Origin of the sequence: Bradyrhizobium ottawaense (assembly GCF_002278135.3) — a bacterium.
Taxonomy (GTDB): domain Bacteria; phylum Pseudomonadota; class Alphaproteobacteria; order Rhizobiales; family Xanthobacteraceae; genus Bradyrhizobium; species Bradyrhizobium ottawaense.
The window spans coordinates 3,256,592-3,278,139 of sequence record NZ_CP029425.2 but is presented as its reverse complement, the minus strand read 5'-3'; the positions used below and the strand labels follow the sequence as shown (position 1 = coordinate 3,278,139).

18 protein-coding genes are annotated in these 21,548 nt (G+C 64.9%); 11 read left to right on the top strand and 7 right to left on the bottom strand.

Features of this window, described 5'->3' with window-relative positions:
* Positions 1-129: 129 nt before the first annotated feature.
* Together CIT37_RS15440 and CIT37_RS15435 are read left to right on the top strand one after the other, a co-directional pair.
* On the top strand, positions 130-1,500 hold the full coding sequence (locus tag CIT37_RS15440) for a sensor histidine kinase (RefSeq protein WP_028142879.1): 1,371 nt from the start codon (positions 130-132) through the stop codon (positions 1,498-1,500).
* Between the two features lie 7 nt (positions 1,501-1,507).
* Positions 1,508-2,158, top strand: a complete 651-nt coding sequence (locus tag CIT37_RS15435; protein WP_028142878.1) for a response regulator — start codon at positions 1,508-1,510, stop codon at positions 2,156-2,158.
* A 431-nt stretch (positions 2,159-2,589) separates the two neighbouring features.
* Here the strand turns inward: CIT37_RS15435 and CIT37_RS15430 are convergent, their stop codons facing one another.
* The gene (locus CIT37_RS15430) at positions 2,590-3,177 is read right to left on the bottom strand and encodes a TetR/AcrR family transcriptional regulator (protein ID WP_028142877.1); all 588 of its coding nucleotides are present in this window, start codon (positions 3,175-3,177) and stop codon (positions 2,590-2,592) included.
* 564 nt (positions 3,178-3,741) lie between these two features.
* On the opposite strand from CIT37_RS15430, the gene purB reads away from it, so the two are divergent.
* Positions 3,742-5,049 carry an adenylosuccinate lyase gene (purB, locus tag CIT37_RS15425; protein WP_028142876.1) on the top strand — a complete coding sequence of 436 codons (1,308 nt, stop codon included), beginning with the start codon at positions 3,742-3,744 and terminating at the stop codon, positions 5,047-5,049.
* 60 nt (positions 5,050-5,109) lie between these two features.
* Here purB and CIT37_RS15420 read toward each other — a convergent pair whose 3' ends face one another.
* Positions 5,110-5,604, bottom strand: coding sequence for a hypothetical protein (locus tag CIT37_RS15420; protein ID WP_095426146.1), 495 nt, complete (start codon positions 5,602-5,604; stop codon positions 5,110-5,112).
* A gap of 149 nt (positions 5,605-5,753) precedes the next feature.
* Here CIT37_RS15420 and CIT37_RS15415 point away from each other — a divergent pair, with 149 nt between their 5' ends.
* Complete coding sequence (locus CIT37_RS15415; RefSeq protein WP_095426145.1) at positions 5,754-6,926, top strand: M20 aminoacylase family protein; 1,173 nt, start codon at positions 5,754-5,756, stop codon at positions 6,924-6,926.
* A gap of 24 nt (positions 6,927-6,950) precedes the next feature.
* On the opposite strand, the gene CIT37_RS15410 is transcribed toward CIT37_RS15415, so the two are convergent.
* The 4 genes from CIT37_RS15410 to CIT37_RS15395 all read right to left on the bottom strand — a co-directional run bounded on the left by CIT37_RS15410 (position 6,951) and on the right by CIT37_RS15395 (position 14,598).
* Positions 6,951-8,771 carry a caspase family protein gene (locus CIT37_RS15410; RefSeq protein ID WP_095426144.1) on the bottom strand — a complete coding sequence of 607 codons (1,821 nt, stop codon included), beginning with the start codon at positions 8,769-8,771 and terminating at the stop codon, positions 6,951-6,953.
* A 41-nt stretch (positions 8,772-8,812) separates the two neighbouring features.
* Positions 8,813-10,684 (bottom strand): caspase family protein, encoded by a 1,872-nt coding sequence (locus CIT37_RS15405; RefSeq protein WP_095426143.1) that lies wholly within the window; start codon positions 10,682-10,684, stop codon positions 8,813-8,815.
* Positions 10,684-12,525, bottom strand: a complete 1,842-nt coding sequence (locus CIT37_RS15400) for a caspase family protein (protein ID WP_028142872.1) — start codon at positions 12,523-12,525, stop codon at positions 10,684-10,686. Before CIT37_RS15400 ends, CIT37_RS15405 begins: the two co-directional genes overlap by 1 nt.
* Positions 12,526-12,690: 165 nt before the next feature.
* Positions 12,691-14,598, bottom strand: a complete 1,908-nt coding sequence (locus CIT37_RS15395) for an acyl-CoA synthetase (protein ID WP_095426142.1) — start codon at positions 14,596-14,598, stop codon at positions 12,691-12,693.
* 248 nt (positions 14,599-14,846) lie between these two features.
* Here CIT37_RS15395 and CIT37_RS15390 point away from each other — a divergent pair, with 248 nt between their 5' ends.
* Both CIT37_RS15390 and CIT37_RS15385 read left to right on the top strand, forming a co-directional pair.
* Positions 14,847-15,926: a SecDF P1 head subdomain-containing protein gene (locus tag CIT37_RS15390; protein WP_095426141.1), complete on the top strand. Its 1,080-nt coding sequence runs from the start codon at positions 14,847-14,849 to the stop codon at positions 15,924-15,926.
* 252 nt (positions 15,927-16,178) lie between these two features.
* On the top strand, positions 16,179-16,985 hold the full coding sequence (locus CIT37_RS15385) for a Crp/Fnr family transcriptional regulator (protein ID WP_038948040.1): 807 nt from the start codon (positions 16,179-16,181) through the stop codon (positions 16,983-16,985).
* Between the two features lie 10 nt (positions 16,986-16,995).
* Here the strand turns inward: CIT37_RS15385 and CIT37_RS15380 are convergent, their stop codons facing one another.
* The gene (locus tag CIT37_RS15380) at positions 16,996-17,637 is read right to left on the bottom strand and encodes a glutathione S-transferase family protein (RefSeq protein ID WP_095426140.1); all 642 of its coding nucleotides are present in this window, start codon (positions 17,635-17,637) and stop codon (positions 16,996-16,998) included.
* Positions 17,638-17,879: 242 nt separating this feature from the next.
* On the opposite strand from CIT37_RS15380, the gene murI reads away from it, so the two are divergent.
* The 5 genes from murI (at position 17,880) to rpsD (ending at position 21,469) form a co-directional block, all read left to right on the top strand.
* Complete coding sequence (murI, locus tag CIT37_RS15375; RefSeq protein WP_028142865.1) at positions 17,880-18,671, top strand: glutamate racemase; 792 nt, start codon at positions 17,880-17,882, stop codon at positions 18,669-18,671.
* 61 nt (positions 18,672-18,732) lie between these two features.
* Positions 18,733-19,506 (top strand): HpcH/HpaI aldolase family protein, encoded by a 774-nt coding sequence (locus tag CIT37_RS15370; RefSeq protein ID WP_038948042.1) that lies wholly within the window; start codon positions 18,733-18,735, stop codon positions 19,504-19,506.
* Positions 19,452-19,781 carry a cupin domain-containing protein gene (locus tag CIT37_RS40195; protein ID WP_404517042.1) on the top strand — a complete coding sequence of 110 codons (330 nt, stop codon included), beginning with the start codon at positions 19,452-19,454 and terminating at the stop codon, positions 19,779-19,781. The genes CIT37_RS15370 and CIT37_RS40195 overlap by 55 nt, the downstream gene beginning before the upstream one ends.
* 103 nt (positions 19,782-19,884) lie before the next feature.
* Positions 19,885-20,652 carry an acyltransferase gene (locus tag CIT37_RS15360; protein WP_028142862.1) on the top strand — a complete coding sequence of 256 codons (768 nt, stop codon included), beginning with the start codon at positions 19,885-19,887 and terminating at the stop codon, positions 20,650-20,652.
* 199 nt (positions 20,653-20,851) lie between these two features.
* Positions 20,852-21,469, top strand: a complete 618-nt coding sequence (gene rpsD / locus CIT37_RS15355) for a 30S ribosomal protein S4 (protein WP_018316575.1) — start codon at positions 20,852-20,854, stop codon at positions 21,467-21,469.
* The last annotated feature ends 79 nt before the right edge of the window (positions 21,470-21,548 follow it).

Here is a 21,548-nt window from a genome sequence, read left to right as displayed (position 1 = left end):
TCAGGTCCAAAGACCCATGCCCAATCCGGCTTGGGAAATTTGCCCGAGCTGCAATCCCGCCACACCCCGCAATTGGCAAGGCGCGGCGGCATTGTTAGGCTGAGCTTATCAAACGTCGAGGGTGATCGCATGCGCCTCGTGCTTCAGCTTGTCGCCCGTCTGCTGCTTATCGTAGCCCTGTGCCTTGGCGCGGCAACCATATGGGCCACATTCGACGCCTATCGCAGCGTCGACCGGTCGACTGCGGCCTCGGCGCAGCGGGTCGCGCAGGCGCTTCAGGCGCTGTATTGGCGCGAGCTTTTGTTGCGCAGCAGCAGAGCGCGCGAGCACCTCCTGCCCGTTCCGGACTGGCGCACCCTGGAGACCATGAAGCTGATCTCGCCCGGCGTCTGCGTCGAGTTCCAGCCGGCTGCCGCATTCGAGAAGCCGCTCTGCGGCCAGAGCGAGGGGCTGGGCAAGACCCCGCCGCGCTGGTTCGCCGCGATCGTGCCGACCTTCCTCGGCAGCCACGCCGAGGTGGTCCGGCCGGTCAGTCCCCGCGCCGCGACCGCCGGCACCGTGGTCGCGACGCCGGATGCCGCGGCCGCCGTCTCACTCGCCTGGGAATACATCCTCAACGTGATCGACGTCGCGCTGTTGATGGCGGCGGCGATCGCGCTACTGGCTTCGCTGGCGATCGCGCATGCGCTGGCACCGGCGCGCACGATCGTGACCGCCCTGCAGCGCATGGCGCGCGGGCAGTATCGCACCAAACTCCCGCGTTTCCGCTCCATGGAGCTGGCGATGATCGGCGGCGCCGTCGACGAGCTCGGCGGCCGGCTGGAGGAAGCCACAGAGCAGCGCGCCGCGCTGACGCGGCGCCTGATCGAGATCCGCGACGACGAGCGCCGCGCCCTCGCCCGCGAGCTGCACGACGAGTTCGGGCAGAATCTTTCCGCCATTCTCGCCTTCGCCAACACGATCGAAACGGCGAGCACGAAGGACAATCGGGATAATGGCATCGCGCAGGACGCGCGCATGATCTCGCAGGCCACCCATCATCTGATGGCCTCGCTCCGCGATGCGCTGAAGCGTCTGCGCAATCCCCTGCCCGAGGAGCTCGGGCTCGAGGCAAGCCTCGTCAATCTCGTCGACAGCTGGCGCTCACAGAGCGCGGCGCGGCCGACGATCCAGCTCGATCTCAGGGGTGACCTCACTGACATCAGCGGTCCGGCCGCCACCACGGCCTATCGCGTGGCACAGGAATGCCTGACCAACGCGCTGCGTCACGGTACGGCGCGCGAGATCTCTTTGCGCATCGAACGCCGGGCCGGCGAGGATGACGCGCTGCTCATCCGTGTCGAGGACGACGGCGGCGGCGATGCGGAGCGCGTCTCGCAATCTGCCGGCTTCGGCCTGACCGGCATCCGCGAGCGCGTCACGGCGGCCGGCGGATCGCTCTCGATCCTGCCCGCCCGCGGCGGCCTCAGTGTCGCCGCCACCATCCCGCTCGCCGCGTGAGGGCGGAATGAGCGAGGTTGCAGCAACAGGCATCTCCGTGCTGCTCGTCGACGACCACCCGATCGTCCGCCAAGGCTATCGGCGCGTGCTGGAAAGCCAAGGCGATCTGCATGTCGTGGCGGAGGCCGACAACGCCGCGGACGCCTACAGTGCGTTCAAGGCGCATGATCCCGATGTCGTCTTGCTCGACATCTCGATGCCCGGCGCGAGCGGGCTGGAGGCGATCCGCAACATCCGCGCGCGCAGTCCGCGGGCGCGGATCCTCGTCTTCACCATGCACAACGAGGCCGTGCTGGTGAAAGCCGCCTTCAGCGCGGGGGCCAGCGGCTTCGTCACCAAGAGCAGCGAACCGTCCGCCGTCGTCACCGCGATCCGCGCCGTCGCGCGCGGCGAGCGGGCCATGAGCGACGATATCGCGCATATCCTCGCCGAGGACAGTCTGTCGGCGGGCTCAGCGCTGGATCAGTTGGGCGAGCGGGAGATCGAGATCCTGCGCCAGTTCGCCGGCGGCGCCACCACCGAGCAGATCGCGACGCACCTCAATCTCAGTGTGAAGACAGTGCAGAACTACCACTATCTGATCAAGACCAAGACCGGCGCGCGCACCGACGCGCAGCTGGTGCGGCTCGCCGCGACCTGCGGGCTGACGAAGATCTAGCAGCGGGGCTGCCGCTTTCCCCACGTCACTTGAAGATTTCGAATCTGCCGGGCCCGATGGAACGGAGGCCATCCGGCTCCGGTTAGGAGTAGAGTGGAGGAATCGCCATGAGTAAGGCTCATCACAAGGCAGTCGACCATCCCCCGATCATCACCGTAGGCGAGCTCATCGATGAACTTTGCCGCCTGCCCGATACGGCCGTCGTCCACTTCCGCTGCCCCATGCTCGAGCAGGAGCTGACATTCTACCGCCTTCGAAAGCGGTCAAAGGATGCCGTTGAAATCGCGGTCAATGCATATCCGGAGAGCCCGCCAGTCGTACCGGCGACCAACGGCGGTGCGTTTCAGCCGCGCAGGCACGCGACAGCCGCGCCCCCCGTTCGGGAGAGTGCGCTTCTTCACAAGGCAAGAGGGTGAGATAGGCCTCCGGGTCTAGGCCGCCTTCAGGCCGCGCAGCAGCAGCGCGAGCGTCGCATCGACGCGCGCGGAGAGATCCGCATCCTTCCACTCGTCGGCATGCGCCGGATGGTGGAAGCGGACGGTGGCATCGAAGATCGCGCGCGCAGTGGTCTTGACGTCGCCGATGGCGAATGCGCCCTGCTTCACGCCGTCAGTCAGGATCGCCGAGATCTGGTCGATCATGGTGTCCTTGTGACATTTGACGGCCGCGCAGGCCTCGCGCGCCAGCGTCAGATAGGTCTCGAACATCTCGGGGTCGTCGAGCACACGCGAACGCTTGGCGGCGAACAGCGTCCGCAGCCAGCGGTCGAGCCGCGCCGGCGCCGGGCCCTGCTCCGCAGCGATCTGGCGGAGCGGCGCGTCGATGCGGTCCAGCCAGCGTTTGGCAACGGCCTCGCGCAGCGAGGCCTTGCTCGGGAAATGGCGATACACGCTGCCGTGGCTCACATCGAGCGCACGGGCAACGTCGACCACGGTGGCCTTGGCAAGTCCGTAACGCCGCAAGACGTCCTCGGTCACTTCGAGGATCCGCTCCGGCGTCAAGACAACGGCTTCATTCATGCCAGCACCATGTTCCCGTTTGGGCTCAGTTATCCGGCGATAGAGCTGCTTCCGAAGCGCCCATGCCGGCCGTTTCGGAAAGCTTTCGCCTTAATGAGGCAGTTTTGCAGCCTGCGCCGCGATCTGGCGCGCCACCAGCAAATTGAGCCAATGCCCAATCGCCCCGGTGAGATTGATGATTTCGGTCGTCATTTTCTTATGTCTCCATTCGTCCACGGCCCTCGCCCTTCGATGGCGACCTTCGATCCGAGAGGTATTTCGGATGTCGGGCTCCCCCCTGGAGGTGACCGCGGGACACCCAATCGGAGCGTCCGAGAAGGAATATACACGTCCCGCTGACAGATTTCAATATCTGTCAGTCAATGATCCGTGATTGACAGTTAATATTTGCGGCTGGCGTCGCCATCCCCGGCCATCCGGTCCGGTGGATAGCTCGGCGATCCCCCTCTCCCGGGACCCAGACCGTTTGTTTCGCCCTGCCTGCTCTGTTAAATCACGGCGTAAAAAGCATTTTGGCCGGCGCCGCCCCTTGGGACCGCCCGCCCACCTTCCTGGAGCCGTCAGATGATCCCCCGCTATACCCGCCCGGAAATGGCCTCGATCTGGGAGCCGCAGACCCGGTTCAAGATCTGGTTCGAGATCGAGGCGCATGCGGCGGACGCCCTCGCCGCTCTCGGCACCATCCCCAAAGAGGCCGCCAAAACGGTCTGGGCCAAGGCCAAGGACGCCACCTTCGACGTCGCCCGCATCGACGAGATCGAGCGCGAGACCAAGCACGACGTCATCGCCTTCCTCACTCACCTCGCCGAGATCGTCGGCCCCGAGGCGCGCTTCGTCCACCAGGGCATGACCTCGTCCGACGTGCTCGACACCTGCCTCAACGTCCAACTCACCCGCGCCGCCGACCTCTTGCTCGCCGACCTCGACAAGGTGCTGGCCGCACTCAAGAAGCGCGCCTTCGAGCACAAGATGACGCCGACCATCGGACGCAGCCACGGCATCCATGCCGAGCCCGTGACCTTCGGCCTCAAGCTCGCTTATGCCTATGCCGAATTCTCGCGCGCCAAGGAGCGCCTGATCGCGGCGCGGAAGGAAGTCGCGACTTGCGCCATATCAGGCGCCGTCGGCACCTTCGCGCAGATCGATCCGCGCGTCGAAGAGCACGTTGCGAAAGCCATGGGCCTTGTCCCCGAGCCGATCTCGACCCAGGTGATCCCGCGCGACCGCCATGCGATGTATTTCTCGACGCTCGGCGTGATCGCCTCTTCGGTCGAGCGCATCGCGGTCGAGATCCGCCACATGCAGCGCACCGAAGTGCTGGAGGCCGAAGAGTTCTTCTCGGAAGGACAAAAGGGCTCCTCGGCGATGCCGCACAAGCGCAACCCGGTGCTGTCGGAGAACCTCACCGGCCTCTCCCGCATGGTGCGCGCCTATGTGACGCCTGCCCTGGAGAACGTCGTGCTCTGGCACGAGCGCGACATCTCGCACTCCTCGGCCGAGCGCATGATGGGCCCTGACGCCACCGTGACGCTCGACTTCGCGCTGGTGCGCCTCGCCGGCCTGATCGACAAACTCCTGGTCTATCCCGCCAACATGCAGAAAAACCTCGACCGCCTCGGCGGCCTCGTCCATTCGCAGCGCGTGCTCCTGGCGCTCACGCAGAAGGGCGCGAGCCGCGAGGACGCCTACAAGCTCGTGCAGCGCAACGCGATGCCGGTCTGGCGCGGCGAAGGCGATTTCCTTGTTCTGCTGAAGAAGGACGCCGAGGTGAAGAAATATCTGACCGACCCCGAGATCGAGGAGCAGTTCGACCTCGGCTATCACCTCAAGCACGTCGACACGATCTTCAAGCGCGTGTTCGGCGAAAGCTGAGCACCGCTTGCGTCGCCCAGGAGCCACGCTCGTGGCTGCCGGGGCTCGTGCAATTGCGGTCTATAGTCGCTTCTGCAGCCATTTCACGAGCGCGGGGCTGCCGATGGTGGCGGTGATGAAGCCGCACATATTGCCGTCGACATAGCCCGCGCGGCCGCGCCCTTGCACGTAGCGCTTGCTGAAGAAGATCGTGTGCAGCTTGTTGCCAGCGTCATCGAGGAAGACGAGCTGCCAGCGCAAATCGGGCTGGTAAGACAATTGTACAGGCGCCAGCGTCTTGACGGCTGCCGCCAGTTCGGTCGCGTCGGTCGCGGTCAGAACCTGCGTCTTGCGTTCGCTCCCGTAGCTCGAAAAATGCTCCGGCGAGATCGGGATGCTGGCGAGCAGCCGATCGGAGATCTTCTGAAGATCGATCCGCTTGATCTGCCCCGCCTGGATCTTCTGACTGATCGATCCAATCACGGCAGTGGCCGGGCCGACATCGCAGGCGAAGGCCGGGCGCGCCATGAGCGAGAAGCAGGCCGCCAGCACAAGAATGTCGCGTCCGAACTTCATGGCCTGCCCTCGTCCCTACCGTACCGCTGCCTCACCTTATAGCCACGGAGCGGGGCGACGAAAGCCCGGCGACCATTTGCGGACCGCGATGCCGCGGAGTACGCTTCCAGCCCATCGCCCCTGCGAACACAGAAGAAACGGACCCTTTCATGCCCATCGTCAACCGCGTTGCCGCCCTCTCCGACGAAATGGCCGCCTGGCGCCATGACTTCCACGAGAACCCCGAATTGCTCTACGAGGTCCACCGCACCGCCGGCATCGTCGCCGAGAAGTTGCGCGAATTCGGCTGTGACGAGGTGGTGACGGGTATCGGCCGCACCGGCGTCGTCGGGGTGATCCGCGGCCGCAAATCCGCCTCCGGCAAGACCATTGGGCTCCGCGCCGACATGGACGCGCTGCCGATCATGGAGACCTCGGGCGTGCCTTATGCGTCGAAGGTCCCCGGCAAGATGCACGCCTGCGGCCATGACGGCCACACCGCGATGCTGCTGGGTGCCGCCAAATATCTCGCCGAGACGCGCAATTTCGACGGCACGGCGATCATGATCTTCCAGCCCGCCGAGGAAGGCGGCGGCGGCGGCAAGGCCATGGTCGAGGACGGGTTGATGACGCGCTGGAACATCCAGGAGGTCTACGGCATGCACAACATGCCGGGCCTGCCGGAAGGTCACTTCGCCACGACCCCCGGTGCGATGCTCGCCTCCTCCGACAACATCCAGATCACGGTCCACGGCAAGGGCGGCCACGCCGGCGCGGGTCCGCACAAATCCGTCGACAGCGTGCTGATCGGCTCGCAGATCGTCAACGCGCTGCAATCGATCGTGGCGCGCAACGTCGATCCGTTGAAGTCGGCGGTCATCTCGATCACGCAATTCCACTCCGGCACCGCCTTCAACATCATTCCGGAGGTCGCCGAGCTAGGCGGTACCGTGCGCACGCTCGATCCCGAGGTGCGCGATCTCGTCGAGCGCCGCATCGGCGAAGTCGCCGAGAGCGTCGCGCGCGCCTATGGCGGCTCGGCCGAGACGAAATACACGCGGATGTATCCGGTGACGATGAACCATGCGCGCGAGGCCGGCCTTGCCGCGGACGTGGCCCGCGACATCGTCGGCACCGATCGCGTCAACGACAAGTTCATCCCGATGATGGGCGCAGAGGATTTCTCCTTCATGCTGGAAGCGCGTCCCGGCGCGATGGTGCTGGTCGGCATGGGCGACGGCAACGAGTGCCACCACCCGTCCTATGTCTTCAACGACAACATCCTCGGCCACGGCGCCTCGTTCTGGGCGCGTCTGGTCGAGACGCGGATGCCGGCGAGGTAATCCCTCGCATCAGCGGGGGCCGCTTCAATTGCAGACCTCGGTCAAGCCGCCACCGTTAATGGCAACGCTCGGCGATCGTCCCAGCTTGCAGCCGGGACGAAGGGGCCGGCAGCCGGCATTCGTGCATACGATCTGGCCGGACGAATTCGCTTGTGAAGCAGCCGGCGATGACTCACTCTTTTTCCGGTCCGAGTCACGCCTTGCGGGTTCATCGCGCGTCGCGACGGGCTTCTTCTCCGGGATCTTTTCGCATTCGTTGTCGTCGCTGATACGGTGACCAGCACGGCACACGATCTTGCTGCATTGGTCTCCATCCGCCCTGAAACCGTGATCGCAAACCAGGGGACACACCCGCCCCGACTTTCCCTTGAGGGCGTCCAGCACATCGGCGTTCGCAATCTTCGCATCGAATTTGGTGCCGGCGTATTTGTTGAACAGCGTCAGCGAGCGTTGCGCCGTCTCGCTCCACTCGCTGTACGGCTCGGCCTTCATGCAGCCGACGCGCCGCAGCTCGACTTGCACGGACCTCGGCAGATCTTGCGCCGGAGCTGAGCTCGGCGGCGGCGAAAGCGCTGCAACCTTCTTGCTCTCGGCATTACTGGCCTGCTTGTCCGCAACCTGCTTCGCGGCGGCGTCGGCCGCCGCCTTCTCCATGACCTGCTTTTCCGCGAGCGCCCTCGCAGCCGCGGCTTCGGCTACCTTGCGCTCGCGTTCGGCCGCTTCAGCCTTAGCCTGCTCGATCTGCTTTTGCCTCTCCGCAGCGATCCGCGCGTCCTCGGCGGCTTTGGCGGCAGCGGCGGCCTTTTCCAGCTCCGCCTTGTGGGCCCGTTCAGCGGCGAGCTTCACTTTCTCCTGCTCGGCCTGCCGGGCCTTCTCGGTCGCCGCCGTGCGCTCCTCCTCGGCCGCAATCTTCTTCAGCTGCACGCGGGCGAGATTGGCATAGAAGCCGTCCGGATAGGTCTGCAGGAAGGCTTCCCAGGCCTCACGCAGGCCGGCCTGAAGCGCAAGCTCATAGTCCCTGCGCACGCTGTCCTGTGGATTGGCCTGCGGTCCCGCAACGGCGACCGGCTTCGCCGGCACCAGCGGTACGTCGTCGCCGCCGAGCGAGCCGTAGACATAGGGCTCCTGCCTGCTGCCGGTGTTCTTCAGGACATCGTCGCGCACGAAGCCGAACGCCTTGCGTAGATCAAGCCCGGGCTTCGGCAGGTGCTCGACCAGCGCCGTGGCGAAGGGGCTATTGCGGGAGTCGCCGTCGGACGCCGTCGATCCCGCCTTGGCCGCGAACGCGATCATCGTGTTCGGGCTGGTCGGCTCGACCTTGGCAAGACCGCGCCCGATCGCGCGCGAGGCCACCATGCGCTTCATGGTCTTGGAAAAGGGATTGTCGCGGCAGGCGTCGAGGATGACGAGGCGCAGCCGCTTGGCCGGCTCGACCGCGAACAGCGCACGATCGAGCGCAACCGTCTCGTCGAGGACGTCGCCATCGGTCTCCAGCATCGCGTCGGTCGGGATGAGATAGTTGTTGCCGTCGAGCTCGATTCCATGGCCGGCGTAGTAGATCACCGCCATGTCGGCGTCGCGAACCCGCCCGGCAAAGTCACGCAGCGTCCGCCGCATCTCGGAGGCATTGAGGTCTGTCTTGACGTCGACTGCATCGAAGCCGGCTTTCCTGAACATGTCACCGATCAGGGCGGCATCGTTCACGGGATTGGTGAGCCGCAGCGTGTTCTTGTAGTCGGAATTGCCGATCACGAGCGCGACGCGCTTCTCGGCCTGCGCCGGCGCGCAAGTTACGAGAGCGGTAACGATCAAAGCGCAGAAAGATCGAACAATATTCAGGCACATTACCTGTCAGCCTTGATGCATTTCATGTGACCATTCGAAGGCTAGTTGCACACTTCCGCTTGACCCATGCCCGCGCCACCCGGGGTAGGATCTCGCACGATGCGACATCCTTTCGCGACCGGCCTACATACACCACTCCTGCAGATTATCTGTCCTGAGGCTTCCGATTTTGGGGCAGCGGTTTCCGCTTCCTTTCGGCTTTGGTCGCGCTTCCTCGTATCCTCACGCGTGGCAACCGGCTTCTTCTCGGATACTTTCTCGCACTCATTGTCGTCGCCAAGACGATAGCCGGCGCGGCAAGTGATCTTCACGCATTGATCGCCATCGGCCTTGAAGCCGAAATTGCACACCAGCGGACAGACGCGTCCCGGCTTTGCTTTCAGTGCGTCGAGCGCGTCGACGCTGGCGAGCTTCACGTCGAACTGCGTGCCGGCATATTTGTTGAACAAAGTCAGCGAACGTTGCGCGGCCGCCGTCCACTCGCTCTCCGTAGACGAGGTCAGGCAGCCGACGCGACGCAGTTCGCTTTGCACGGATTTGGCGAGATCAGCTGCAGACAACGTTGAAGTCGGCCCCGGCGAAAGCGCGGCAACCTTCTGATTTTCGACCTCCGGCAGCTGCCGATCGGCGGCGGGCCTGGCCGCGGCCTGCTCCGCCTTCTCTGCCGCCTGCTTCGCGGCAAGCTCGGCCTTGGCTTTCTCCGCCGCCTGCCTCTCGGCCAATGCCTTCGCTGCGGCCGCCTCGGCGACCTTGCGCTGCTGCTCGGCCGCCTCGGCCCTCGCCTGCTCGATCTGCTTCTGCTTCTCTGCGGCAATGCGGGCATCTTCGGCAAGCTTGGCCGCAGCGGCCGCCTTGTCCTGCTCGGCCTTCTGGGCGCGTTCGGCAACGAGCCTCGCCTTTTCCTGCTCGGCCGCCTTGGCCTTCTGCTCGGCCGCAGCGCGCGTCTCTTCGGCGCCGATCTTGTTCAACTGGCCTTTGGCGAGATTCGCATAGAATCCGTCAGGATATTGCGCCAGGAACGCTTCCCAGCCGTCACGGGTGCCGAGTTGGAGCGCAAGTTCATAGTCTCGCCTGAGCTCAGACTGCGGATTGGCTTGCGGGCCGGTCGCAACGGGCTTGGCAGGAACGAGCGGCACGTCGTCGCCGCCGAGCGAGCCATACACGAATGGCTCTTGCTTGTTGGCCGTGCTCTTCAGCACGTCATCGCGCACGAAGCCGAACGCTTTGCGCAGATCCAGGCCGGGTTTTGGCAGGTGGTCCGAGAGAGCCGTGGCGAACGGGCTGTTCCGGGAGTCTCCATCGGACGCCGTCGAACCGGCCTTGGCCGCAAACGCAATCATCGTGTTCGGAGTTGTTGGCTCGACCTTGGCGAGGCCGCGGCCGATCGCGCGCGAGGCCACCGTGCGCTTCATCGTCTTCGCAAAGGGATTGTCTCGGCAGGCATCGAGGATGACGAGCCGAAGCTGCTTGGCAGGCTCGATGCTCACCAGCACGCGATCGATCGGCAACGCCTCGTCGTAGACGTCGGTGTCGGTCTCGAGCGCGGCATCGGTCGGGATCAGATAGTTGGTGCCGTCCACCTCCATGCCGTGGCCCGCATAGTAGATGACCGCGACATCGGCATCCCGGGTCCGCCCGCCGAATTCGCGCAGCGCCTTGCGCATTTCAGACGCGTTCAAGTCCTGCCTGACGTCGACCGTATCGAAGCCGGCCTTCCTCAACATGCCGCCGATCAAGCCGGCGTCGCTCGCGGGGTTGGCAAGCTTCGGCACGCTCTTGTAGGCGGAATTGCCGATGACGAGCGCGACGCGCTTGTCGGCGAGCGCCGGGCTGCAGGCGAGACAGCCTGCAAGAGCAAAAAAAGCAAGGGCCGTCAGCGCGATGGAGCAAGCCCGAAAGATGTGCTTCATCATCAGTTGCATATTTCAGCCGGTATCTTAGCCGCGGGATTGGAAGGATGATTAGCGGTCCCGAGCCGGCATCCCTTGGCGATCGGCCTGCATCCGGCGGCATTGCAGATCATCTGTCCCGAGGCTTGCGGCGCGGCCGGCGCGGCCTCCCTTTGCTTTCGATCCGTATCCCGCCTCCGCGACTCCTCGCGCGTCGCGACCGGCTTCTTCTCCTGGACCTTCTCGCACTCGTTGTCGTCGCCGACGCGATAACCGGCGCGGCAGGTGATCTTGACGCATTGGTCGCCGTCGGCCTTGAAGCCGAAATTGCAAACAAGCGGGCAGACCCGCCCCGGCTTCGCCTTCAGCGCGTCGAGCGCATCCACGCTGGCGAGCTTCACGTCGAACTGGGTGCCGGCATATTTGTTGAACAGCGCCAGCGAGCGCTGCGACGTCGCGCTCCAGTCGCCGTCTGCGACGGAGGACAGGCAGCCGACGCGGCGCAATTCGCTCTGCACGGATTTTGTCAAATCAGCCGCCGATAACGTGGATGCCGGCGCGGGCGAGAGCGCAGCGACTTTCTGGTTCTCGACTTCGGGCATCTGCCGATCGGCCGTCGGCTTGGCGGCCTGCTCAGCCCTCTCCGCCGCCTGCTTTGCGGCAAGCTCGGCCTTGGCCTTCTCCACGGCCTGCTTCTCGGCAAGCGCCTTCGCAGCCGCCGCCTCAGCTACCTTGCGCTGGTGCTCGGCCGCTTCCGCTTTCGCCTGCTCGATCTGCTTTTGCTTCTCTGCGGCGATCCGCGCCTCTTCCGCCGCCTTGGCAGCTGCTGCTGCCTTCTCCTGCTCGGCCTTCTGGGCGCGCTCGGCGATCAGCCTCGTCTTTTCCTGCTCGGCCGCCTTGGCCTTTTGCTCGGCCGACGCGCGCGTCTCTTCGGCGCCGATCTTGTTCAACTGGCCCTTGGCCAGGTTGGCGTAGAAACCGTCCGGATACGCCGCCAGGAACGCTTCCCAGCCGTCGCGCGTCGCAAGCTGAAGCGCGAGCTCGTAATCCCTGCGAATGGCATCCTGCGGGTTGGCCTGCGGACCGGTCGCGGCGGGCCTCACGACGAGGGGCACGTCGTCGCCGCCGAGCGAGCCATAGACATAGGGCTCCTGCTTGTAGCCGGTAGTCTTGAGCACGTCGTCGCGCACGAAGCCGAAGGCCTTGCGCAGATCAAGGCCCGGCTTCGGCAGATGCTCGACCAGCGCAGCGGCGAACGGACTGTTTCGCGCATCGCCATCGGACGCCGTCGATCCTGCCTTGGCCGCGAAGGCGATCATGGTGTTCGGGCTGGTCGGCTCGACCTTGGCCAGGCCGCGCCCGACGGCACGTGAAGCCAGCGTGCGTTTCATCGACTTGGCGAAGGGGTTGTCGCGGCAGGCATCCAGGATGATCAGGCGCAGCTGCTTGGCCGGCTCGACCGCGAACAGCGCGCGTTCGACCGGAATGGTCTCGTCGAGAACGTCGCCATCCGTCTCCAGTGTCGCGTCGGTCGGAATGAGATAGTTGGCTCCATCGAGCTCGATGCCGTGGCCGGCGTAATAGATCACCGCCATGTCCGCATCGCGCGACCTGCCGGCAAACTCGCGCAGCATGCGCCGCATCTCGCTGGCACTGAGATCCAGCCTGACGTCGACGGAATCAAAGCCCGCCTTCTTGAACATGCCGCCGACCAGCGTGGCATCGTTCACGGGATTGCTGAGCTTGGGCGCGCTCTTGTAAGCGGAATTGCCGATCACGAGCGCGACCCGCCGGTCGGCATGCGCCGGTCCGCAGGCAAGGCCAATCGCGAATATCAACAAGACAAACAGCCGAAACGGAATCACTTGCGTCCCCCCGGATGCAATTCCCTGAGACTATTCGCTAGCGTCGCCGATTGCTAATTCTTCCTATGTGATTTCCGTCACACAAGCCGGTCTAACGGGGGTAAGGATAATGCGGCGAAGCGTCACCCTGGTCTTTCCAGGTGACGCCGCCGTCTTTCGGGGCCGCTATATTTGCACCACCTCGTGGCGCATCACGAAGGGTGCAAGCAGCGCGTGTACCTCGCTCGCAACCGCCTCGCGCTGCTCCGACGGCAGGCCGGCAAGGGTCACGGTGGCGATCGATCCGTGACTGCCATGGGCACCGACTTTGACCCTGCAATCGATGCCGCGCTCGACCAGCGGCGTGAGCACCTTGGTGAACACGCGCTCAGCCGCGTCCCAGCGCAACTGCGGCTTGAACACCTTGCCGACACCCGTGACCGGCATCGGGTCGATCGGAATCACCTGCACCGGGACGGCGGCCCGCTCCGGCGTGCGCTCGCGAACCCAGGATTCCAGTTCGCCGGGCTCCACGGTCGCGCCGGGCTTCAGCTGCACGTATCCCACCGGTAGTTCGCCGGCATAGGCGTCGGGCTGGCCGACGACGGCGGCGAAGCCGACCGCGGGGTGCCGGAACATGATCTCCTCCACCGGCGCGGGATCGATGTTATGGCCGCCACGGATCACGAGATCCTTGGCGCGACCGGTGATCCAGAGATAGCCGTCGGCGTCGAGCCGGCCGAGATCGCCGGAATTGACCCAGACCTCGTCGACGAACGCGGCCTTGTTGTGCTCGTCATTGAGATAGCCGCCGAACACGCCGGGCCCTGCCATGATGACGACGCCGATCTCATCAGGCGCGCAGTCGCGGATCAGGCGGCCATCGGCATCGAGTTGCACGATGCGCACGCGCGCATAAGGCATGGGAAGGCCGACCGACCCGAGCCGGATCGGCCGTGATGGATAGGCCAGCGTGTGCACGCTCGAGGTCTCGGTCATGCCGTAGACCTCGACCACGGGCAGCTTCAGCTTGTCCTGGATCGCCGAGCCGACCGCGACGGGGATCGCCGAGCCGCCGCCGGCGGCATATTTGAGGCTGGAGATGTCGGCATGATCAGGCGGCACCGCGAGCGTTGCGGCGAGCACCGTCGGCACGCTCGACAGCGCTTCCGGCTTGAAGCGCTCGACCAGGCGCCAGATGTTCTTCACCGCACTCGGATTGCGCCAGCCGCTCGGCGACAGCACGACCAGCGAGCCGCCGCTCGACAGCATCGTCAGCACCTGTGTCAGCGATCCCCCGACGTGAAACAGCGGCATGCCGAACAGCAAATTGGCGCCGGGCTTCGCTCTCAGCAGCAGGTTGAGCGCCCATGCCTGATAGACTTGGTTGGTATGCGTGTGCCGCACCAGCTTGGGCGTGCCGGTGGTGCCGCCGGTGTGGAAATAGGCCGCGATGTCGGCACCCGAAATCTTGCGCCCGCTGACAAGCCGATCCGACGGCGGCTGCTTGATCAGGTCGCTGAAAGCAAAGATGCCATTCGCCGGATCGCCGCCGCCGAACACTTGCACGATCGCCTTGAGGTGCTTGAGTTGCGGGCGGATCTGCTCGACCTTCTGCCAGATGTCGGTGCCCGGCATCGGCCCGAGCGCCACCAGGATTTTGGTGTTCGCAGCTTCCAGGATCTCCGCAATCTGGTGCGGCTCCAAGAGCGGATTGACGGGATTGGCGATGCCGGCGGCCTCCGCGCCGAACAGCGTCACGAAGGCATCCGGCACCAGCGGCAGCATGAAGCTGATGACGTCGTCTTTCTCCGCGCCGAGCGCGTGAAACATGTTGGCAGCCTGCGTGACGCGCGCAATGAAATCGCGATAGGTGACCACTAGCGGCGTGTCGGCGGGATCAGCGTTTTGCAGAAACTGGATCGCCGCACCGTCGGGATTGCGCGCCGCGCCCAATTTGATGGCGTCAAACGTGCTCTCGGCAGCGATGCGGTCCGCATAGGGGACCCGCTCGAACGCCCGGACCTCCTCGTCGGTCAAAAGATCCGGATAGTCATTGCCAATGAGCCGATCGAGCGCGTGGATGCCCGCCATGGAATTCCGTCCTCCCTCAGATACATGTCCCCGCCCCCTGTCTTTTGACATTTTGGGTCGGCGCGGCCCCGACCGATGGCCGGCCCGGCGCGGACAGAATGATGGATGATTTGGCGTTCGTCCATCGCCAACGGCTCCGGCGATCGAACGCAACCTGAGCGGCGTTTGAACCTCCGCGGCCGATCCGGGGACCAAGAACTGGCGCTGAATTCGCTCGCCAGCGCCCTGCCGCAAGACTTGAGGTCATCATGACGACGCCCCTGCGGAACCGCGTCACACGGCTGATCGCCGCATTCGCCATCGCATCGACGATCGCGCTGCCCCGCGCGGCGCTCGCCGCGGACGGCCAGTTCGACAAGATGCGCGCCAAGATCGCGGCATTCATCACCGACAAGATGGAGAAGCTGGGCGGATCGCGCATCATCTACAAGGTGGACAGTGATGCCTTGCGGGAGGCGGTCACCACGGATCTGCGCGACGACGTCTATAAGACCCTGCGCGAGGGTCGGATCGCCTTCTCCGGCCTTGCGATTCGTGACGGCGGCGTCGATGTCAAGATCGCGGACGCCAAGGGCCGCGAACTGCTCACGCGCAAGCTCGCCTCGGCGGCAGAGGGATTGCCCACGCACGCGCTCGCCGTGACCGACGCCGGAGACGGGCTGACCAGGCTTGCGCCGACCGATGCCGCATCCGCCGCACGGCTGCGCGATCTCGTCGAGGATTCCATCGCCATGATCGAGCAGCGCCTCAAGGACGCCGGCGTCACACTTGCCAGCGTCCAGCCTGAGGGAACCGACCGCATCCGCATCTTCCTGCCGGGTACGATGGAGCCCGAGCGCATCACCGCGATCTTCGCCAGGAAGGTCAAGGTCAGCTTCCGCCTGATCGATGTCACAATGTCGGCGGAGCAGGCGCAATCCGGCACGCCTCCGGCGGGCACGGAAGTCATGTTCGGCTTCAAGGACAAGCGTCCCTATCTCGTCAAGGCCAGCGCGCTCGACGGTGACGACATCAGCTACGCGGGACCGGGATTCACGAGCGACACCAAGGAGCCGATCGCCTCGTTCCGCTTCAACGGCCGCGGTACGCGGCGCTTCGCTCACATCACCGCAGAGAATGTTGGAATGCCCTTCGCCATCGCGCTCGACGACAAGGTGATCTCCGCCCCCGTGATCCGCGAGCCCATCACCGGCGGCTCAGGCCAGATTTCCGGCAACTTCACTCTGGAAGAGGCGAACAGCGTCGCCATGCTGCTGCGCGCCGGCTCGCTGCCCGGACGTCTTGGCCTCGTCGAGCAGCAGGTCATCCAACCCGCCGCCAAGCCATAAGGCGAAGATCGTCAGACGCGCCCCACCCGGGGCATCCGGCCGTTCCGCGACGCCGAAGCCCGCCCCGAATCACGGCCGCGTTGCGGCCGGACGCACAACCAACGGGCAATTGCCGAAACGCCCGATCAGGCTAAAATTTGCCTCTTGCGGCGTGACGGCCAAAGGCTTCATTTCAGGCGGCCGTCATTCGATTTCGGCTATACGTGTCGAGCATACCGACCAGGACTGAAAGCCTTACGCGGGGTTAGTACCATGCCGTCCGGCAGCGCAGACATTTCCTCGATCCTCGACCGCATTCTTGAGGCGGCGACGGATAATCTCAGAATCGCGAAAATCCTGGTGCAGATGGGCCTCGATCCCAACGACGTCACCTACGACGCGATCTTTAACCGGCTGCTGGAGATCTTCGTCCACAACATCACGTTCGCCAATCTGTTCGCCGTGGTCGGGGCCGGCTTCTTCGTCGCCACCCTCTTGATGCGAACGATGGTGCCGCTGCGCGTCGCCAACATGATCGGCTGCGTATTCTTCGCCGTCTTCGGCGCGCTCTCCGCCAACGTCGCGACGTTCCTGCTCTATCTGCTGATGCTTCCGATCAACGCCCTTCGGCTGCGGCAGATGCTCAAGCTGGTCAAGAAGGCGCGCCATGCCGCCGAAGGCGACATGTCGATCGAATGGCTCAAGCCATTCATGACCGAGCGCAAATATCGAAGCGGCGATACGCTGTTCAAACTGGGCGATCCCGCCAAGGAGATGCTCCTCACGGTCACCGGCAAGTTCCTGGTCAAGGAGATCAATGTCGAGATCGGGCCCGGAGCTCTCATGGGCGAGCTCGGCTTCCTGACGCCCGACAACCGGCGAACCGGAACCATCGAATGCGTCGAGGACGGTCAGGTGCTGACGATCACCTATGACCGGCTGCTCGAGATCTACTTCCAGGACCCGCAGTTCGGCTATTACTTCCTGGTCCTGACCAGCCAGCGCCTGCTGCAGAACATCGATCGTTTGCAGAAGCAGCTCGCCACGGAGCGGGCGGCCACGACGAACAGGATCGCGTGATCGCCGCTGCTCAGCCTAGCAGCAGCGCCATGCCGGGATCGCCCTTCTCCATCGCGCGCCGGTAGGCCGGGCGGGCACTGACGCGGCCGAGATACTTGACCACGTTCGGGCAGCGCTGGACATCATAGGGCTGGAAGTAGCGCATCGTCGTCAGCGAAAAGCCCATCATGATGTCGGCGGTGGTGAAGGCGTTGCCCGCCAGATATTCGGCGTCGCGAAGGTGCGCGTCGAGGAGATCGTAGGAGCGATCGAGCCGTCCCTTCATGGCAAGCAGGGTCGGGTTGTCCTGTGCAAGATCGAGCCGGTTCAGAATCATCATCCGCCCCATGCCGGGTTGCAAGGTGCCATTGGCGAAGTGAAGCCAGTACAGGAACTGCGGGAAGGCGGGATCATTGGGGCCGAGCACCAGACGGCCGTTGCCGTACTTTGCGACGATGTAGTCGACGATGGCGCCGGACTCCGCGAGCACGAGATCGCCGTCGGTCACGACCGGCGCTGCCCCGCTGGGGTGCAGCGCCTTGTACTCCGGCGGCGCCAGCATGGTGACGGGATCGCGGGCATAGCGCTTCAGCTCGTAGTGAAGCCCCAGTTCCTCGCACAGCCAGACGATGCGCTCGGACTGAGACTTGCCGAGGTGATGGACGGTGAGCATGAGGCCTCCTGCAGCGGTAAGTTGGGCACGTCGTGACGACGCATATAGCAGCCATTGCCAGGGGTGGGATCTCGGTCTTGTGCCCAGGACGCAGCGCAGCGCCCTCGGCGACGGTGCGCTGCAGAGAAGGGCCCATCCAGCCGGGTTTTTCCTGTCCGCAGCGCGTCCAGCCTCCCCCAAACGGCCCGCCGCAAAATCGCCCTAAAAACCGAATGGTAACCATGGCGGGCTAGGGTAATGACGTGACCAATTCTCCGACGATCCTGGTGTTCGATTCCGGCCTTGGCGGGCTTACGGTCCTCCGCGAGGTTGTCGCCGCGCGTCCGGACGCCCATTTTGCCTACGTCGCCGACGACGCCTTCTTCCCCTACGGCCACCACAGCGAGGACGAGATCATCGCCCGCGTCGTGCCGCTGATGGGTGAACTGATCGGCACGCATGACCCTGATATCGTCGTCATCGCCTGCAACACGGCGTCCACCCTGGTCCTGTCCCACTTGCGCGCCGCTTATTCGGTGCCCTTCGTCGGCACGGTGCCGGCGATCAAGCCGGCCTGCGCGCAATCGAGGACCCGTCGCGTCTCGGTGCTCGGCACCAAGGGCACGGTGAAGCGCGAATACACCAAGGCCCTGATCCGCGATTTCGCGCAGGGCTGCGAGGTGACGCTGGTCGGGTCGCCCGAGCTTGCCTCGCTGGCTGAAGCTGAGCTCAGCGGCACTTCCGTCAGCGACGGCGACATCCTGGCCGAACTCGCCCCCTGCTTCGTCGGCGAAGACGCGACCTCGCGCACCGACACCGTCGTGCTCGCCTGCACACATTATCCGCTGCTGCTCGACCGGCTGAAGCGGCTGGCGCCCTGGCCGGTCGACTGGATCGATCCCGCGCCGGCGATCGCCCGCCGCGTCTCGGATCTGCTCGGCCCGCGCATCGGCGGCATCGCACAGGCCGGTGCCGAGATGATCTTCACCTCGAACCGCGTGCACGGCCTTTCGGCCACGCTGACGCCGTTCTTCGGCGGCCGCGCGCTGGCCTGACTTTGCGCATCGGCGCCGCGCTGCTAGGTTTTGCCGTCGTCACCTCACCGCAGGCCTTTCCATGTCGGTCCAGATCCCGCCGCTCAACCGCCTCCGCCAATTGTGGCGCGATGGCCGCCCCGCTTTCGGCGCGATAGCGACCATCCCGAGCGTGCAGATGGTGCAGATCATGGCGCGCTCGCTCGACTGGATCATCGTCGATCTCGAGCATGGCCCCATCGGGCTGACCGAAGCACACGCAATGATCGCGGCAACGACCGGCACGCCGTGCACGCCCCTGGTTCGGATCGCGGCGAATGAGCCGTGGCTTGCGAAAGCCCCGATGGACATCGGCGCCTTCGGCATCAACTTTCCGATGATCACGAACCGCAGTGATGCCGAGAAGGCGGTCCGCAGCGTGCGCTACCCGCCGCGCGGCGACCGGCTCTGGGGCCCGTTCCACGCCCCTTTCCGCTGGGGCCAGTCGATGCCGGACTACATGGCAAGCGCCGACGACGAGATGATCTGCATGATCACCATCGAGCATGTCGATGCCGTCAACCGCATCGACGAGATCATGGCAACGCCGGGCATCGACGTCGCGGTGATCGGCCCTGGCGATCTCGCCACCTCCATCAACAAGCGCGGACAGATGGACGATCCGGAGCTGCTGGAGCTGGTCGCGCGCGCCGAGGCCGGCATCCTCAGAAGCGGCGTGCCGATCGGCGGCGTGGCCCGCACTGCCGACCAGGCCAACGCCCTGGTCGACCGCGGCTACCGCGCCATCGCGCTCGGCTTCGACTGGTCGCTGCTCCAGCGCGGCATCCTGGCGGCGTTCGAGGGCATCAGGCGCTGAGCAGGCTGATTGCCACCTTGCCGGGAACTGCGGCCCTGCTAGGGTCGGCCGCATCGGGAGGAAAAACCATGCTTAAGAAGACTTTGCTCGTGCTCGAAGGCGAGCTGAACCTCCTGATCGACGGTCAGCCGGAGAAAACCCTGAAAGCCGGTGATTCCTACCAGATCCCGGCAGGCGTCGTGCACGACGCCAAGGCTCATGGCGATAAGGCCATGAAAGTGCTGGGAGTTTACGTCGTCGACAAGACCAAGCCGCTGGCTTCGCCGGCTCCCTGACTGGTCGAACCGTTCAACCCCTGGCGGGTTGGTTCGTGCTAAAGGAACGGCGAGCGGGAGCCCGCTCGCTGCACATTTTTTCATCTATGGGAACCGAAGACCGATGCGGGGGACGCCAAAGCCCATTTCGCTGCCGCGCCGCTTGATTTGCGACCTCATGCGCGCGTCGATGGACGTGCCGTTCGTTTCGCTTTCCCGTTCACTCAATATCCGCCCCTTGCTCGAGGCACGCGCCGCAGCTGCCGCGCCAGCGGGCTGGGCTGCGACCTTCGTCAAGGCGTTCGCCCTGGTCGCCAGGGACGAGCCGATCCTGCGCACTGTCTACGCCAAATGGCCGTGGCCGACGTTCTACGAATTGCCGAACAGCGTGGCGTCGGTGGCGATCGCCCGGGTCGAGGATGGCGAGGAATGCGTGATGCCGCAGCGAATCGCGGCCCCCGAGGCCATGGCGCTGGCGGCGGTCGATGCCGAGATCCGGCGCGGCAAGACGGCGCCGATCGACGACGTCCCGATGTTCCGGAAGATCATGCGGGCAACCCGGCTGCCGCTACCGCTGCGGCGCCTGTCCTGGGCGATCGGCCTCAATTTCGGCCGCCAGCGCGGCAACTGGTTCGGCAGCTTTGCGGTGAGCTCGGTGGCCGCCTATGGCGGCGGCGAGCTCCACCCGATCACACCGGGCCCCTTCATCGTCAGCTACGGCCTGGTTGAGCCCGACCAGACCATTCATGTCGTGATCCGCTGGGACCACCGGGTTACCGATGCGGCCCCGATCGCCCGGGTCCTGACCCGGCTGGAACAAGTCCTGAACACTGAAATCGCTGCCGAATTGCGGGCGGCCGGCGCGAAGCCGATAAGAGTGGTCGGGACATGATTCCGGGCCCATTCGCATTGACAGAACGGCCCAAACTCCCCTAAAAGCCGCCTGCTCGCGGGCCGATTTCGGCCCGCGAAGCGTTTCGCGACCCGTGGTCCTCTCCCTTGAAGCTTTGGGGATCGGACCTGTCAGTGCCGGGCTAGCCCGTCACACAGGAGGGCGCGTTTCCTCAAACCATGTACCTGAAGAGGACGCGATGACTAAGCGCAGTGAGGCGAAGTACAAACTCGATCGCCGTATGGGCCAGAACATCTGGGGCCGCCCGAAGAGCCCCGTGAATCGCCGCGAATACGGCCCCGGCCAGCATGGCCAGCGCCGCAAGGGCAAGCTCTCGGACTTCGGCGTGCAGCTGCGCGCCAAGCAGAAGCTGAAGGGCTACTACGCCAACATCTCCGAGCGGCAGTTCCACGGCATCTATGTCGAGGCGAGCCGCCTCAAGGGTGACACCGGCGAGAACCTGATCGGCCTGCTGGAGCGTCGTCTCGACGCGGTCGTGTACCGCGCCAAGTTCGTCTCGACGATCTTCGCCGCGCGTCAGTTCATCAACCACGGCCACATCAAGGTGAACGGCCGCAAGGTCAACATCTCGAGCTATCAGCTCAAGGTCGGCGACGTGATCGAGGTCAAGGAAGCCTCCAAGCAGCTCGCCCATGTGCTCGAAGCCAGCCAGCTCCCCGAGCGCGACACTCCCGACTATCTCGAAGTCGACCACGGCAAGATGACCGCGAAGTACGTGCGCATCCCCGGCCTCTCCGACGTGCCGTTCCCGGTGCAGATGGAGCCGCATCTGGTCGTCGAATTCTATTCGCGCTAAGATCTGAATATCGAAGGCCCCGGTTCGCCGGGGCCTTTTTGCTTAAGAGCCACACTTCAGTGGCCGTCATGCCTGCAGG